Source organism: Ensifer sp. ENS10 (assembly GCF_014852025.1).
GTDB lineage: Bacteria > Pseudomonadota > Alphaproteobacteria > Rhizobiales > Rhizobiaceae > Ensifer.
The window spans coordinates 1083281-1098232 of the sequence record NZ_JACVAS010000001.1 but is presented as its reverse complement, the minus strand read 5'-3'; the positions used below and the strand labels follow the sequence as shown (position 1 = coordinate 1098232).

14 protein-coding genes are annotated in these 14952 nt (G+C 59.9%); 4 read left to right on the top strand and 10 right to left on the bottom strand.

What is annotated here, in order from left to right:
- Positions 1–6: 6 nt before the first annotated feature.
- The 7 genes from rnc to rpoZ form a co-directional block, all read right to left on the bottom strand.
- Positions 7–723, bottom strand: coding sequence for a ribonuclease III (rnc, locus tag IB265_RS05325; protein ID WP_141679572.1), 717 nt, complete (start codon positions 721–723; stop codon positions 7–9).
- Positions 723–1466: a signal peptidase I gene (gene lepB / locus IB265_RS05320; RefSeq protein ID WP_057252913.1), complete on the bottom strand. Its 744-nt coding sequence runs from the start codon at positions 1464–1466 to the stop codon at positions 723–725. Before lepB ends, rnc begins: the two co-directional genes overlap by 1 nt.
- Positions 1467–1627: 161 nt before the next feature.
- On the bottom strand, positions 1628–2047 hold the full coding sequence (gene acpS / locus IB265_RS05315) for a holo-ACP synthase (RefSeq protein WP_057252809.1): 420 nt from the start codon (positions 2045–2047) through the stop codon (positions 1628–1630).
- On the bottom strand, positions 2044–2499 hold the full coding sequence (locus IB265_RS05310) for a DUF2062 domain-containing protein (RefSeq protein WP_244495677.1): 456 nt from the start codon (positions 2497–2499) through the stop codon (positions 2044–2046). The genes acpS and IB265_RS05310 overlap by 4 nt, the downstream gene beginning before the upstream one ends.
- A gap of 289 nt (positions 2500–2788) precedes the next feature.
- A complete protein-coding gene (locus IB265_RS05305; RefSeq protein ID WP_065377015.1) occupies positions 2789–2938 on the bottom strand; it encodes a DUF3563 family protein in 150 nt (49 codons plus the stop codon).
- A 192-nt stretch (positions 2939–3130) separates the two neighbouring features.
- Positions 3131–5356, bottom strand: coding sequence for a bifunctional (p)ppGpp synthetase/guanosine-3',5'-bis(diphosphate) 3'-pyrophosphohydrolase (locus tag IB265_RS05300; RefSeq protein ID WP_057252812.1), 2226 nt, complete (start codon positions 5354–5356; stop codon positions 3131–3133).
- 214 nt (positions 5357–5570) lie between these two features.
- Complete coding sequence (gene rpoZ, locus IB265_RS05295; RefSeq protein ID WP_057252814.1) at positions 5571–5978, bottom strand: DNA-directed RNA polymerase subunit omega; 408 nt, start codon at positions 5976–5978, stop codon at positions 5571–5573.
- A 467-nt stretch (positions 5979–6445) separates the two neighbouring features.
- On the opposite strand from rpoZ, the gene IB265_RS05290 reads away from it, so the two are divergent.
- Positions 6446–7027, top strand: a complete 582-nt coding sequence (locus IB265_RS05290; RefSeq protein WP_057252816.1) for an NYN domain-containing protein — start codon at positions 6446–6448, stop codon at positions 7025–7027.
- A gap of 130 nt (positions 7028–7157) precedes the next feature.
- On the opposite strand, the gene smpB is transcribed toward IB265_RS05290, so the two are convergent.
- Both smpB and dapA read right to left on the bottom strand, forming a co-directional pair.
- Positions 7158–7637, bottom strand: coding sequence for an SsrA-binding protein SmpB (gene smpB / locus IB265_RS05285; protein ID WP_057252818.1), 480 nt, complete (start codon positions 7635–7637; stop codon positions 7158–7160).
- Complete coding sequence (gene dapA, locus IB265_RS05280; RefSeq protein ID WP_057252820.1) at positions 7637–8521, bottom strand: 4-hydroxy-tetrahydrodipicolinate synthase; 885 nt, start codon at positions 8519–8521, stop codon at positions 7637–7639. Before dapA ends, smpB begins: the two co-directional genes overlap by 1 nt.
- A gap of 291 nt (positions 8522–8812) precedes the next feature.
- Between dapA and IB265_RS05275 the strand changes: the two genes are divergently transcribed.
- From IB265_RS05275 to IB265_RS05265, 3 genes are all read left to right on the top strand, one after another.
- Complete coding sequence (locus IB265_RS05275) at positions 8813–10879, top strand: transglycosylase SLT domain-containing protein (RefSeq protein WP_057252823.1); 2067 nt, start codon at positions 8813–8815, stop codon at positions 10877–10879.
- Between the two features lie 115 nt (positions 10880–10994).
- Positions 10995–11498: a BA14K family protein gene (locus IB265_RS05270; RefSeq protein WP_082615971.1), complete on the top strand. Its 504-nt coding sequence runs from the start codon at positions 10995–10997 to the stop codon at positions 11496–11498.
- A 135-nt stretch (positions 11499–11633) separates the two neighbouring features.
- On the top strand, positions 11634–12533 hold the full coding sequence (locus tag IB265_RS05265) for an alpha/beta fold hydrolase (RefSeq protein WP_057252827.1): 900 nt from the start codon (positions 11634–11636) through the stop codon (positions 12531–12533).
- Positions 12534–12704: 171 nt separating this feature from the next.
- On the opposite strand, the gene IB265_RS05260 is transcribed toward IB265_RS05265, so the two are convergent.
- A complete protein-coding gene (locus IB265_RS05260; protein WP_112948741.1) occupies positions 12705–13766 on the bottom strand; it encodes a porin in 1062 nt (353 codons plus the stop codon).
- Positions 13767–14952 lie beyond the last annotated feature (1186 nt).

Genomic DNA, 14952 nt, shown 5'->3' with positions numbered 1-14952 from the left:
TTTCCGTCAATTTCCGGCGGAGTTTTTCCGCCACACGCCTTCGCGTTCCAGCAATTTCATCGCGGCGACCTGCTCGGCGCCACGCTTGGACCTGTCGATCCCGGTCTCCGGCGCGACCCCCGCGATCTCCACGGTTACCGTGAAGCGGGGATCATGATCCGGGCCGGAACGATCGTCCGTTCTGTAAGTCGGCGCGATGCCAAACTTGGCATGCGCCCATTCCTGCAATTCGGTCTTCGCATCGCGGCGGGCACCGTCGGCGCGGACCGCCCGATCCTTCCAATGGCGCAGCACGAAGCCGCGGGCGGCCTCAAGGCCCCCATCGAGATAGATGGCGGCGATGAGCGACTCTACCACATCGGCGCGCACATTCATCATCGCCTTGCCGGTAATCTTCTTGACGTCGGAACCGGTGCGGATGAACTGGTGCAGTTCCAGATCGTCGGCGACCATGGCGCAGCTTTCGGCGCTGACGAGCTGGTTCAGCCGCACCGACAGCTCGCCTTCATTTGCATCGCGAAACGTCTGGAACAGAAGTTCGGCAACGCAGAGCCCCAGCACCCGGTCGCCCAGGAACTCCAGGCGCTGATAATTGGAGCCTTTGGCGCTACGGGCGCTGGAATGGGTGAGCGCCCGATCCAGGCGCTCCTTCTCAGCAAACTGATAGCCAATCACGGTCTCGAGTTTTGCCCGATCCTCCGCGCTCAGCGACCGCGACTTCATTATTCGACCGCCTTGAACAGACGATCGTAACGCAGGTTCGCCGGCCACTTCCAGACTTCGCGGAACGAGGTGTCGTTGCCGAGCGAGAAGAAGATCATGCTGGCGCGGCCAACCAGGTTCTCGGCCGGGACGAAGCCGACGTCGAAGCGGCTGTCGGCCGAGTTGTCGCGGTTGTCGCCCATCATGAAATAGTGGCCTTCGGGCACGATGAATTCGCGGGTGTTGTCGCCGCGCGAATCCGGGAACTGGTCGAGCGTGTCGTAGGACACGCCGTTGTCCATCGTCTCACGATAGACCGGGACGTCTCCGCCGGTGTCGTACTGATCGTCGGCGCGGAACGCACCGTCCGGCACGCGGTCGACCGGCTTGTCGTTGATGTAAAGGATGCTGTTGCGCACCTGGACGCGATCCCCCGGCAGGCCGACGAGGCGCTTGATATAGTCGATGTCGGGGTTCGGCGGGAAGCGGAAGACGACGATATCGCCACGCTTCGGCTCGCTGGCGAGAATGCGGCCGGAGAACAGATCGGGAGAAAGCGGCAGTGAATACTTGGAGAAACCGTAGGCGAACTTGTTGACGAAGATGTAGTCACCGACGAGCAGCGTCGGCATCATCGAGCCCGAGGGAATGGTGAAGGGCTGAAAGAGAACGGTACGGATGACCACGGCCAGGAGCAGCGCCTGGATAACGACCTTCACGTTTTCCCAGAGACCGCTCTGCTTCGCTTCTGTCTTTTCTGCCACGCTCGTGTCTTCCTTTATCATGGCAACGCCCTCACCGGGGCTTGCTCTTAACTTTCTTCCGCAGCTCTGATCCCACCTTCAAACTGCGTACAATCCGGTCCCATATGCTGCAGGCTGCCTGCCCTTCAATCGCCTCGGACCGGGTTTTCCAGCGGAATGCTCTAAACCGTTCCCTCAACCGGGGCAACGGGCAGCGCTTCGATAATCACGAAGGCCTGCGCCAGAGGAAAATCGTCGGTGATCGTTAGGTGAATGGCCGCCCGGTGATGGGGCGGCAGCATCTGCGCCAGACGCTCCGCCGCACCGCCGGTGAGGTTCATTGTCGGTTTGCCGCCGGGCAAATTGATGACGCCCATGTCCTTCCAGAAGACGCCGTGCGCGAGACCGGTGCCCAGCGCCTTCGAACAGGCTTCCTTGGCGGCGAAGCGCTTGGCGTAGGAGGCAGCCCTATTCTTCCGGCCTTCGGACTTGGCGATCTCGATTTCCGTGAAACAGCGCTGCACGAAGCGCTCGCCGAAGCGAGAAAGCGAGTTTTCGATCCGCCTGATATCGATCAGGTCGCTGCCTATGCCTATGATCATGAGGAAGATCCGAAGTCCTTGGTGCGCGCGCGGCGTCGCTTTTGAAAGATGCGAGCAGCGTGGTAAGCCGCAAGATAGGAAATCAGCGCGCCGGCGGCGGCCAGCGGCAGGGAGCCGATGAGCATCGGCTTGAAGACCGGTCCCCAAAGAGCAGAAAGGTCGAAGTGCTCGACCATGCGCATCACATCGGCGCTGCTGGCGGCGTGCGCGCTTTCCACACCCAAGATGGCGATGCCGAGCTCGTAGGACGCGGTCAGGATCATCGGGATCGTCACCGGATTGGCAAGCGCGGTGGTGATCGCGGCGGCAACCAGATTGCCGGAGAACACGAAGGCCAGGGCGACGGCTATGACGATGTGCAGACCGAAGAACGGCGTAAACGACGACGCCGCGCCCGCAGCCACCCCGATAGCAATCGAGTGCGGTGTCGAGGAGAGGCGCAGGATCCGCAAGGCAATGTAGCGCGGGCCACGCCGAAAGCCCTTGCGCGGCCACAGGAGTGCGCGGAGCCTTTCGGAAATCGTGACCGGTTTTCTGCGTCTAAATAACATTCTGCCGTCATGACCGCATCTTGGAGCCGTGCGACCGGCACAAGACGGCGCGTCCGCCTGTTTGCTGGCCGCAAGATAGGCGTCATGCCTGCGGCTTGCAACCCGCTGGCGCGCCGCGCACGTGTCGCAGGCGAGCCATTCACGGAACGCATGGCTTCAGCATCCCGCCATCAGACGGGACGCGATCGACTTAGTAGTTGCGGAACAGGCCGCGATCGATCTGGCGCTGACGGTACTCGAGATCGATGCGATCGACCGAGCTATTGAGATAGGCGAGCTCGCGCTCTTCCTGAGTGGGGACGCGCAGTGCGCGGGTGATCTTCTTCAACTGATTGAACATGGCAAACCTCTTTGTTTACCTCCCGATACAGAAGATAGTTTAGAAGTCCCTTTTCCACCAGTTCCAGGAAAAGGCGGCAGCCATGCAGTCACAGCATGCCTTGCCGCTTTGCCATGCACCTCGTGCCTGTTTTTGAGGCAGCGACATGTAGAGCAACGGCACGGCGGCCCTGCAGGCGCCGCGCCGGTTGGCTCATTCGAAGAGGCGCTTCACCGTGGACACGCTCGGAAGCTCCTTGAGCTGCGTGATCAGATGGTTGAGCTGGCGCAGATCCCAGACTTCGAGATCGAACTGCAACTCGCTGAAGTCCGCCGCCACGCGGCCCATCGACAGTGAGCGGATATTGACGTCGCTGGTCGCGATCGCCTGAGCCACTTCGGCCAGCGTTCCCGGCTCATTCAGGGCGCTGATTGCAATCCGAGCCATGAAGCGGCTGCTGTTGGCTTCGTCCAGATCCCAGCGCACATCGATCCAGCGCTCCGGTTCGTCGTCGAATTTCTGCAGGATGGGCGACTGGATCGGATAGATGGTGATGCCCTTGTCCTTTTCCATGATGCCGACGATACGATCGCCGGGAATGGCACCGGCGGGGCTGAAATGCACCTCGGCATTGCCGGAGAGACCGCGGATTGGAAGCGCTTCCGGCCCTTCGACCTGTACTGCGCCGTTCGCATCCTTACCAAGCCCCGGCAGTTTGAACACCATGCCGGCGGCGCTGCGCATGTTGAACCAGCCATCGTCGGCGCTCGGCTTCACCGTCACGCGCTCATCCTGGTGATCCGGGAAGACCGCGCGCAGGACATCGAGCGAAGAGAGCTCGCCGCGACCGACCGCAGCGATCGCGTCTTCGACTTCCTTCTGACCGAGACGATGCAGCGCCGGCTTTAGCGCTTCGCGCGAAAACGTCTTGCTGGCGCGCTCGAAGGTGCGCTCCAGAATGCGATAGCCGAGGCCGGCATATTGCTTGCGAACCGCGGCGCGCGTCGCGCGGCGGATCGCCGAGCGCGCCTTGCCGGTAACGACGATCTCTTCCCAGGCCGGCGGCGGCACCTGAATGCCCGAGCGAATGATCTCCACCTCGTCACCATTGTTGAGGCGTGTGACCAGCGGCATGATGCGGCCGTTGATCTTGGCGCCGACGCAGGTGTCGCCGATGTTGGTGTGTACGGCGTAGGCGAAGTCGATCGGCGTCGCGCCACGCGGCAGCGCGATGAGCTGCCCCTTGGGCGTGAAGCAGAACACCTGATCCTGGAACAGCTCGAGCTTGGTGTGCTCGAGGAATTCTTCGGGGTTGTCGCCCTCGGCGAGGGATTCGATCGTGCGCCTGAGCCAGGAATAGGCGTTCGACGTCGGCGACAGGGCCTGATCCGCCGAGTTCCCCTCCCCGTCCTTGTAGAGCGAGTGGGCCGCGATACCGTATTCGGCGATATCGTTCATGCGCCGCGTGCGGATCTGCAGCTCGATGCGCTGGCGCGAAGGGCCGACGATCGTGGTGTGGATCGACTGATAGTCGTTCTGCTTCGGCGTCGAGATGTAGTCCTTGAAGCGACCTGGAACAACGCGCCAGCGGGTGTGCACGATGCCGAGCGCCCGGTAGCAGGACGGGATGTCATCGACGATGATGCGGAAACCCCAGACGTCGGAAAGCTGTTCGAAGGACAGCGACTTCGACTGCATCTTGCGGAAGACCGAATAGGGCTTCTTCTGGCGGCCCTTGACCTGCGCAGCCTTCAGGCCTTCGGCCTGAAGCAGTTCGCGCAACTCGTCCTCGATCTTCTTGATCAGACCTTCGTTGCGCTGGGAAAGCTCTTCCAGTCGCCTAGTGACCGTCTCGAAAGCTTCCGGGTTGATGTGGCGGAACGAGAGATTTTCGAGCTCTTCGCGCATATCCTGCATACCCATGCGGCCGGCGAGCGGCGCATAGATATCCATCGTTTCTTCGGAGATGCGGGCCCGCTTCTCCGCCGACATGTGGTCGAGCGTGCGCATGTTGTGCAGCCGGTCGGCAAGCTTGACCAAAAGCACACGCACGTCGTCCGAGATCGCCAGCAGCAGTTTGCGCAGGTTCTCAGCCTGCTTGGCCTTCTTGGTGACGAGATCGAGCTTCTTGATCTTCGTTAGCCCCTCGACGAGCGCACCGATGTCTTCGCCGAAGAGATCATCAATCTCCTGGCGGGTCGCGGTCGTGTCTTCGATCGTGTCGTGCAGCAGCGCGACCGCAATGGTCGACTCGTCGAGCCGCATTTCCGTCAGGATCGCAGCCACTTCCAGGGGATGAGAGATATAGGGATCGCCGCTTGCCCGCTTCTGCTGGCCATGCTTCTGCATCGCATAGACGTAGGCCTTGTTCAGCAAGGCTTCATTGACGTCGGGCTTGTATTTTTGCACGCGCTCAACGAGCTCGTATTGGCGCATCATTCGCTAGCGGTCCTCTGGATCAGGGTGATTTTAGGTCGAAACGACCTAAATCATAAACGTAATCGTTTCTCATAAGGTAGAGCGGGATGCCGGCGGACAACCGCATCCACTTTTCCTCATCCCGCTCCAGAAGAAATCAATAAAAAAGTGCGCCAATCATACGAGTGGCGCACTGCTTTGAAAACACGCAGGAACGGTCGTTCCGCGAAGGATCTCAGTAGTCGTCGCTCTTTTCCGGCGGCACAAGACCTTCGATGCCGGCCAGCAGTTCTTCTTCCGACATGCGGTCGAACGTGATCGCTTCCGGCTGATCTTCGTCTTCGGCAACTTCGGTGAACGTGGTTTCCGCTTCCGATTGAAGCAGCGAAGCCGGATCGGGCTCGGGCTCGTCCACTTCAACATGCTTCTGCAGCGAATGGATCAGATCTTCCTTGAGGTCGCCGGGAGAAAGCGTCTCATCGGCGATCTCGCGCAGCGCAACGACCGGGTTCTTGTCGTTGTCGCGGTCGATGGTGATGGCGGCACCCTGGGAAATCAGGCGCGCGCGGTGGCTGGCAAGCAGAACGAGTTCGAAACGGTTATCGACCTTGTCGATGCAATCTTCGACGGTGACGCGGGCCATTGCCTGTCCTTTTGGGCTCGAAGCGCGGCGGCATCGCCGCTGCACGGATTGACGACACGAAACCGGAACGGCCGTCTAGCGACGGCCTCGTCGGCTCCGATTTCTGGAATTAGCCGCCCGGATACAATCAAAACAAGACAAGTTCAAGTTTTTCCTGCAAGTGCCGCTCACGTAACGTCACACTTCGTGATAAAATGCGATCATAATGGGCTGGAAAACCTTAGCCGCAAACATCTGGTTGCATCATTGGCCTCGACGCCAAAACGCCTGGTAGAAAAGGCACTCCAGGGATGTGGACTATCTATAGCAACTGCTAAAACTAGCTATATTCGCGAGCGCCCTGCTGGAATAATGCAATGCCTAGCCTACATTATTTGCAATATCAGCAATTATTAATGTAACCGACTTATTTTTGCGTATCGGCCGGCAGCGGGCATTTGATGCGCCGGCATTGAAAAGGAAAGACGATGTTTGATCCCCGCGAAAAGATCGCACTTTTTATCGACGGCGCCAATCTCTACGCGGCATCGAAGAGCCTCGGCTTTGACATTGACTATCGCAAACTCCTGAAAGCCTTTCAAAAACGCGGTTACCTGCTGCGCGCCTACTACTACACCGCCCTCATTGAAGATCAGGAATATTCTTCGATCCGCCCGCTGATCGACTGGCTAGACTACAATGGTTACAAGGTCGTGACGAAGCCGGCCAAAGAATTCACCGACTCACTTGGCCGCCGCAAGATCAAGGGCAACATGGACATCGAACTGGCGATCGATGCGATGGAACAGTCCGAGACCGTCGATCACCTCGTCATCTTCTCCGGTGACGGCGACTTCACCACACTCGTCGAAGCGCTGCAGCGCAAGGGCCGCAAGGTCTCGGTCGTGTCGACAATGTCCACCCAGCCACCGATGATTGCCGACGACCTTCGTCGCCAGGCCGATCACTTCATCGACCTCGCAACGCTGCGGGCCGAAATCGGCCGCGAGCCTTCCGAACGCACGCCGCGGCATACGGCCGAACCGGTGGCGGACCCCGTCGAAATCTAAAGCGGCGATCTAGCGGACCAAGGATCGCTTAGATCATTTCATTGTCTCATCGAAACACTGAAGTGATCTAAGTCTTTGAAATTACGCAATTCCGGACGGAAAACCGTTTCGCACTTTTCCTGGAATTGCTCTAGCCACGATCCTTCAGCAGGCGGTTTTTCTGCCGGTTCCAATCGCGCTCTTTCGAGGTCTCGCGCTTGTCGTGGAGCTTCTTGCCTTTGCCGAGCGCCAGTTCGAGCTTGGCCCGACCGCGCTCGTTGAAGTAGATGCGCAGCGGGATCAGCGACATGCCTTCGCGATTGACCGCGCCCTGCAGACGATTGACCTCGCGCTTCGACAGAAGCAGTTTCCGCCGCCGCCGCGTTTCATGGTTGAAGCGGTTCGCCTGCAGATACTCCGGCAGATAGGAGTTGATCAGCCAGATCTCTCCACCTTCGTCCGTCGCATAGGATTCAGCAATGTTGGCCTTGCCTTCGCGCAACGACTTGACCTCGGTGCCGGTCAGAACCAGACCGGCCTCGTAGGTGTCGACGATCTCGTAGTTGAAGCGGGCCTTTCGGTTTTCCGCCACAACCTTGTTGACCGTGCGCTGGCTTCCTTTGGGTGCCATCAGTTCATCAATCCTGCATGCCTCAGCGCCGCGTCGATCGCCGCTTCGGTTGCCGGCTCCAGCGTCGACAGCAGCGGCGAACGCACGGTGCGGCTCATCCGGCCGAGGCGGTTCAGCGCATATTTCGCGCCGCAAAGGCCGGGCTCCATAAAGATCGCCTTGTGCAGCGGCATCAGCTTGTCCTGATAGGCAAGCGCCTTGGCGAATTCACCGGCAAGCGTCGCCTCCTGGAACTCGGCGCAGAGGCGCGGAGCCACGTTGGCCGTGACGGAAATGCAGCCGACGCCCCCATGGGCATTGAAGCCGAGTGCCGTCGCGTCCTCGCCGGAGAGCTGAACGAAATCCGGACCGCAGGCCATGCGCTGTTCGGAAACGCGCTCGATCTTGCCGGTCGCATCCTTGACGCCGATGATGTTCGCATAGGCCTTGCTAAGCGCCGCCATGGTCTCGACACTCATATCCACGACCGACCGGCCGGGGATGTTGTAGATGACGATCGGCAGCTTCACGCTTTCGGCGATCGCGGCATAATGCGCGAAGAGGCCCTTCTGCGTCGGCTTGTTGTAATAGGGCGTGACAACGAGGATCGCATCGGCACCAGCCTTTTCGGCATGCTGCGCGAGCTCGACTGCTTCCGTCGTGTTGTTGGAGCCGGCGCCGGCGATCACCGGCACCCGCTTGGCCGCCGCCTCGATGCAGAGCTCGACGACTTTCTTGTGCTCGTCATGGGAAAGGGTCGGAGACTCGCCGGTGGTGCCGACCGGCACGAGACCATGGCTGCCTTCTTTTATCTGCCATTCCACATGCGCGACGAAACCATCCGCATCCACCGCGCCGGTGGCGGTGAACGGTGTTACGAGAGCGGGAATGGAACCCTTGAACATGCACAACTCCTGACGGCGCAAAGACGCAAAATGCACTCATGCTTTGGCCGTAATCGACGGTTAAAAAACTGCCGCACCATAATCATGTGAGGGGGCTGCGGCAAGCGTCGTGACACGGCATTTCACGCCGGTTTTCATGCAAAAGCTTGACGTTCGGCCCGCATAATGGTCCCGCTCCGCCATAGGCCTGGGGCGGCATGGTGCGATTGCCATGATCAATATTGGCCGCTAGTCTTGCCTCAGACAATCCGGCGGCAGCTGAATGTGAGACACGGGGAACACGGCCTCTTGATGCGCGGATCAAATTTTCTGCCTGTCGCCGCCATCGTCGGCGCTGCGTTGCTCACATCGCCGGCCTTCAGTTCCGAAACGCCGGAACGGATACCGGTTCCGGCGCATAAACCCGACATATCGAACAAGGCCGCGCAGGTTGCCGTCGACGAAACCACCAATGCCATTCCGGCGATCGTCACCCCGGTCAACAGCGATCTGAAGACGGGCCTCGACGCCCTCTCCAACCGGCAGCCGGCGACCGCGATTTCCGTGCGCAATGCCATGAGCCGCGATGCACTCGACCGTCACATCCTGACCTGGGCGATTGCCGTTTCCGGCCAGCGCGGCATTCCTTCCTTTGAGATCGCCGATGCCCAGCGCGAACTTCAGGGATGGCCCGGCCTGAAATCCCTGCGCGCCAATTCGGAGCGGGCGCTCTATCGCGAAAACCCGCCGGCGCCGGACGTCCTTGACGCCTTTGGCAACACGCAGCCCGAGACAACCGAGGGAACCCTCATCCTGGCTCGTGCCCTTGTCGCCCAGGGACAAACGGAAGCAGCGGCGAAACGGTTGCTCGGAATTTGGCAACGGGACGCGCTCGACAAGGATATCGAGACCCGGATTCTCGCGGAGTTCTCCAGTCTACTAACACCCGCCGATCATCAGCGGCGCATGGCCATGCTCCTCTACCGCAATCGCGTCGAACAGGCCGAACGCTTTGGCGATCTCGGCAAGGCGCAGTCGCTCTATCGTGCCTGGGCAGCAGTCAGCCGCGGCAACGACAAGGCAGATGCGCTGATCGCGGCGGTCGATCCTTCCTGGCGCAAGGATCCCGCCTATCTCTTCATTCAGATCGAGTCCTTGCGCAAACAGAAGAAGTACGAGGAAGCGGCCAAGCTGCTTGCCCGTATGCCAAGGGACAGAGGGGTGCTCGTCAATCCTGGCGAATGGTGGATCGAGCAACGCGTTGTCAGCCGAGGCCTGCTCGACGCCGGCGACTTCAAGGGCGCCTACCGGATCGCGGCCGGTCATATGGCCACGGAGGCGACCGATATCGTCGATGCCGAATTCCACGCCGGCTGGTATGCACTACGCGGCATGGAAGATCCGGCGATCGCAGCTCGCCATTTCCGCCGCATCCTCGATGCGTCAAACCGCCCGCTTTCCGCCTCCCGCGCCTGGTACTGGCTGGGCCGGTCGGCCGAGGCCGGCGGACCGGGCAATGCCAGCGAGTATTTCGCCAATGCGGCGCGCTACCCCGGCACCTTCTATGGTCAACTCGCAGCCGCCCGGCTTGGCCGCAAGGCGCTGAACGTCGCCTACCCTGCCCCGTCGGCGGGCGATCGGACACAATTCGAAAATCGCGAGGCGGTGCGGGCGATCTCCCGCCTTGAAAGCGCCGGCCATGCCTGGCGCGCCGACAATATCTACCGTGCGCTTGCCGAAGAACTGAACAGTCCCGGCGAACTCGCCCTGCTTTCGGCGCGCGCCGAGAAGGCCGGAAACCACCAGCTTTCGCTCCAGATCGGCAAGATTGCATTCGGACGCGGCATCGATGTCGCGGCGCTCGCCTTTCCCGTCGGCGTGATCCCTTCAAGCGCCAATATCGACGGTTCCGGCAAGGCGCTCGCCTATGCGATCGCGCGGCAGGAGAGTGCCTTCAATCCCGCAGCCATCTCCACCGCCAATGCCCGCGGCCTGCTGCAACTGATGCCGGGTACCGCCAAGGGCGTCGCCAGCCGCTATGGCCTTGCCTATTCGCAGGACCGGCTGACCAGCGATGCCGGCTACAACGCCACGCTTGGCGCGCACTATCTCGGCGAACAGATCAGTAGTTTTGGCGGGTCCTATATCCTGACCTTCATCGCCTACAACGCCGGACCGCGCCGTGTTCCGGAATGGCTTGGCCGCTATGGCGATCCGCGCGGCAAACCGATCGACGAAGTCGTCGACTGGATCGAGCGCATTCCATTCCAGGAGACCCGCAATTATGTGCAGCGGGTCATGGAAAACTATCAGGTTTACAAGTCGAGGCTCGGGCAGAACGCCGACATCGTCGAAGATCTGAGGGTGGGGCGGCAATAGCCGAACGCGCCACCCGCCGTTCAAGCAATCGTGATGATCGCCGGCGGCACAAAAGGCGGCTTAAGCCATTTCCCTTCTGAAGGTTCGATCTTTCCTGAAGGAAATGGTGAACACAATGAAGACCTTATCCATTATCGCCCTGTCTCTGGCGACGGCAATGAGCAGTGTTCCGCCTGCCAATGCATTCCCGATCGCTCCGCAGGTATCTCGAACGACTGACATTCAAAAGGCTCAGTTCCCATACGAGCGCGGCGAAGCCCGAAAGAACCGCCCCAGTTGTGTCGTTCCTTATTGCGAGCGCGGCGGCCGGCGCGGCTATTACCGGGATGGCGATAGACGCGGATACTATCGGGACGGCTATTACCGGGATGGCTACTATCGCGACCGTTATCGCCGCCACTACCACAACGACAATGATGTCGGCGCTTTCATTGGTGGGCTTGCGGCAGGCGCAATCGTCGGCGGTTTGCTGAGTCAGCCGCGATACTACAATGGGTCGCGTGCAGTCAGCGGCAATGCCCATACGCGCTGGTGCTACGCCCGCTATCGGTCCTATCGCGCCTGGGACAACTCGTATCAGCCCTATGGCGGTCCACGGCGACAATGCTCGCCCTACTGACAAGGCAGATGACCACGTTCGCAAGTAGCGCGCTGTTAGCGAGCCATTCGCAGCGAATGCGCGCTATGCACGCGCCTTGCCCTTTCACCTCGAGCCGCTACGATCCTGCCGTTAGCGGTTGGAGGCAGGCAGACGATGAATCAAGGCGGGTTTCGGGAGCATCGGTTCCTCGCGGCTGATGATTTGCAACTCTACGTGCGGAGCTACGGCCTTGTGCGTCCCACACCTGCAGTTCCGATCATCTGCCTGCCGGGCCTCACCCGCAACAGCCGCGATTTTCACGAACTCGCAATCTTTTTGTCGTCACCGTGCGGTGGCGGACACACCGTCTTCTCACTCGATTATCGCGGCCGAGGCAATTCGCAGCGTGACGACGACAAGAGCCACTACTCAATCGCAATCGAAACAACCGACGTCATTGCGGCCTGCACGCATCTGGGGATTGATCGTGCAGTTTTTATCGGCACTTCCCGCGGGGGGCTGATCCTGCACCACCTCATCGGGGTTGCACCCGGCCTCATTGCAGGCGCGGTGCTCAATGACATTGGGCCCGTCATCGAAATCGAGGGCCTGCTGGCCATCCGGGACTATCTCCACAAGGAGCCAGGCGAGCCGACAAGCTGGTCCATGGCGCCTGGCTATCTGAAAGAACTCCACGGAGCCGATTTCCCGATCCTTGGCGAACGCGATTGGCTACAAATGGCAAAGGCGGTCTACCGCGACGAGGACGGCACGCCGGTGCCAGATTTTGATGTAGCCATCGCGCAGCAACTGCTTGACCTGACCGCTGAGACATTGTTGCCAGATCTCTGGCCGCAGTATGGGGCCCTTTCCCGGATGCCGCTTTTGGTTATCAGAGGCGAGCACTCCCGGCTACTCTCGGAAGGGACGGTAAGCGAGATGTGCAAGCGACATTCGGGAACGGTAGCATTCACCGCACGAGGTCAAGGCCATGCACCGCTACTGCACCTCGACGGCCCTCGCCAGGCAGTGAGCGCCTTTGTCACCGCCATCACAACTGCGGCGCCAAGCTAGCACCGATCGGCTGCACTCAGAGGGCCATCTCGACCATTGACCTCGACGGGCGCATGCACCCGGCTTAACCGGGTCGCGTCGCCGGCGCGTGGCTGAGCGTTGCACAATTCAGAAACGAAAAAACCCGGCTCGAAAGCCGGGTTTCTCTCTCCTGACCGAAGTCAGACGATATTAGAAGTCGCGCTGCAGACGGACGAAGCCGAATACCTGGTCGTCGCTGTTGTCAGCATCTTCATACTGAACCGAAACGCGGGTCGCGAGGCCTTCGGTGATCTTGTAGTCAACCGTTACGCCAGCGCGCCACATGTCGTCGCTACCGAAGTCGGTGAACGAGTCCTGCAGGCTGCCGAAGTACTGAACGCCGGGGGTGATGGCGAGCTTGTCGGTAGCGTTCCAGCGGTAAGAAGCTGCAACGGTCCACTCGGATTCAGCCCAGTAGGTGTTCGGGTTCGAAGCCCAGATACCAGCGAGCTGGAAGACGCCCGGGCCGAGGTCAGCCGAGAGCAGAGCGCGGATCGCGCCTTCTTCCCATTCGGTGTCGTAGCCGCCGAGCAAGTCGAACGAAACGCCGCCGACCGAAGCCGAAACGATACCGGAGACGCCGATGCCGTTTGCCTTAGTGGACCAGCCTTCGAGCTCGTCAATCGAGATACCGGCCTGGAACGAACCGCCGTCGTAGAGGTAGGCGATCGAGTTGAACTCGGTGACGTTGCCGAGCGTGTCGGTTTCGCCGTTCAGGCCCTTATCCCACCAGTTGTAGAAGAAACCAGCCTTGAGGCCACCGAGCTGGATGTAGGCTTCATCAACGTCGATGAAGTCGCTGTCGCCAGAGTCGGTGTCGTTGTCGGCGTTGAACTCAGCAGCGAAGAAGCCGGTGAGCGTGCCATACTCGGTGTCGCTCTTGGCGTCGAACGAGATGTAAGCGCGCGAGAAGGCATCCCAGTCCGAAGTGGAATAGTTCGGGCCGCCGTTGCCGAGGAAGTCATGGTTCGCCTGGTTGTAACGGCTCTGCGAGGCGTTGTCACCGAACGAAGTCTGGAAACGGATGAAGCCGCCGATCTTGAGGCAAGTTTCGGTGCCCGGGATGTAGAAGTAGCCAGTGCCGAAAGCGTCGCAAACGCGAACGTATTCCATGGGCTCCGGCTCGGCTGCGACGATTGCGTCGGCTGCCTGTGCGCCGGAAACTGCTGCGAGAGCAGCAGCGGAGCCGAGAAGAAGGCTCTTGATGTTCATTTCTGACCTCCAGTCAAAAGTTTCAAACGGGTCTGGGTATTTTGCTGAAGGACAGCTTTCCCTGCCCCATCCCCAACGTTCAAGAAGTCGGACGATCAACCGCCCTTGCTTCCGGAGTTGAAAATACAAGACCGGATCATCGGCGCAACGTCCAACTAGCGAGATCACGCGCTTTGCATCGCCCTTCGCCGAACCCTGTTGCTGAAACGACACAAAATCGCCGCAGACCCCGGAAGAAAATTAACAAAGCATTAAGAAAAGCCTTTGGTGGCAGGGGCTTAGCATTAGGGAAACAGACGCAGCCTGTTTCAGAAAGAGGCAGAAAGCTGCCCAAAATAGGGGAAAGGATGGCCACAAACGCCGACTCCACCTCGTTGGCAAGCGGCTATAACAGCATTCGCTCCCGGAAATGAGAACCGAACGGACCATTCGCAATCGAAAGATTCATCAGAATCAATGCCGAGATTCGCAAACGAAACGCATCCTTGATTCTGGTCCGGGGAGAATCGTGGCCTGCACCCGCAGGAAGAGAACGTCTATCGACGGACGCGGCCCGCAGAGATCTCGGACGAGAGAGAGAGAGAGAGAGAGAGAGAGAGAGAGAGATGCTGAAGCTGAAAACAGAGGGTAAGACAGCAGCCGAGATAGTGAACGCGGTAGGAATAGGCCGTGCGAGCGTCCTTAGGATACTGAAAGAGGCTGCGTAGGGTGAATATGCAGAACGAAACTGGAGGGCTCGCGGCGAGCCTCCATCCGTGAGATGTTGGGATAAGCCGCCGCTGGAGCAGTCAGTTCATCTCTGACTTCCTTCGAGGTCTCTAGGCCGAAGATCAGTCCATCGAATTCCTCTGCACCAAAAGGGCAATCCTCGTAGGGGCCTACCGGAGGACCTTCCTGCCCCCGTAACTAATCGCCATTCACTCTCATACGTCCACTCGATCCGGTATTGATTTAAACTGGAGCAAGACTTCGAAAGGGGCAAACGTGCCTGGGTGCGGATTGGTCAGGCTGGAGGAGTACAGCGAGGACCCACGTCAAAAGGTCGCCTCCCTAACCCGGAAGGGCAGACATCTGGCCGACAGCCTTTATCGTCTTCTGGAATCTTGGTCCAAGGTGTCCCAAAACATTTCTGGGTCACACGACTGGGTCACAGCAGCAACAAGCCCATCATTAGGGCTGTCCGCAA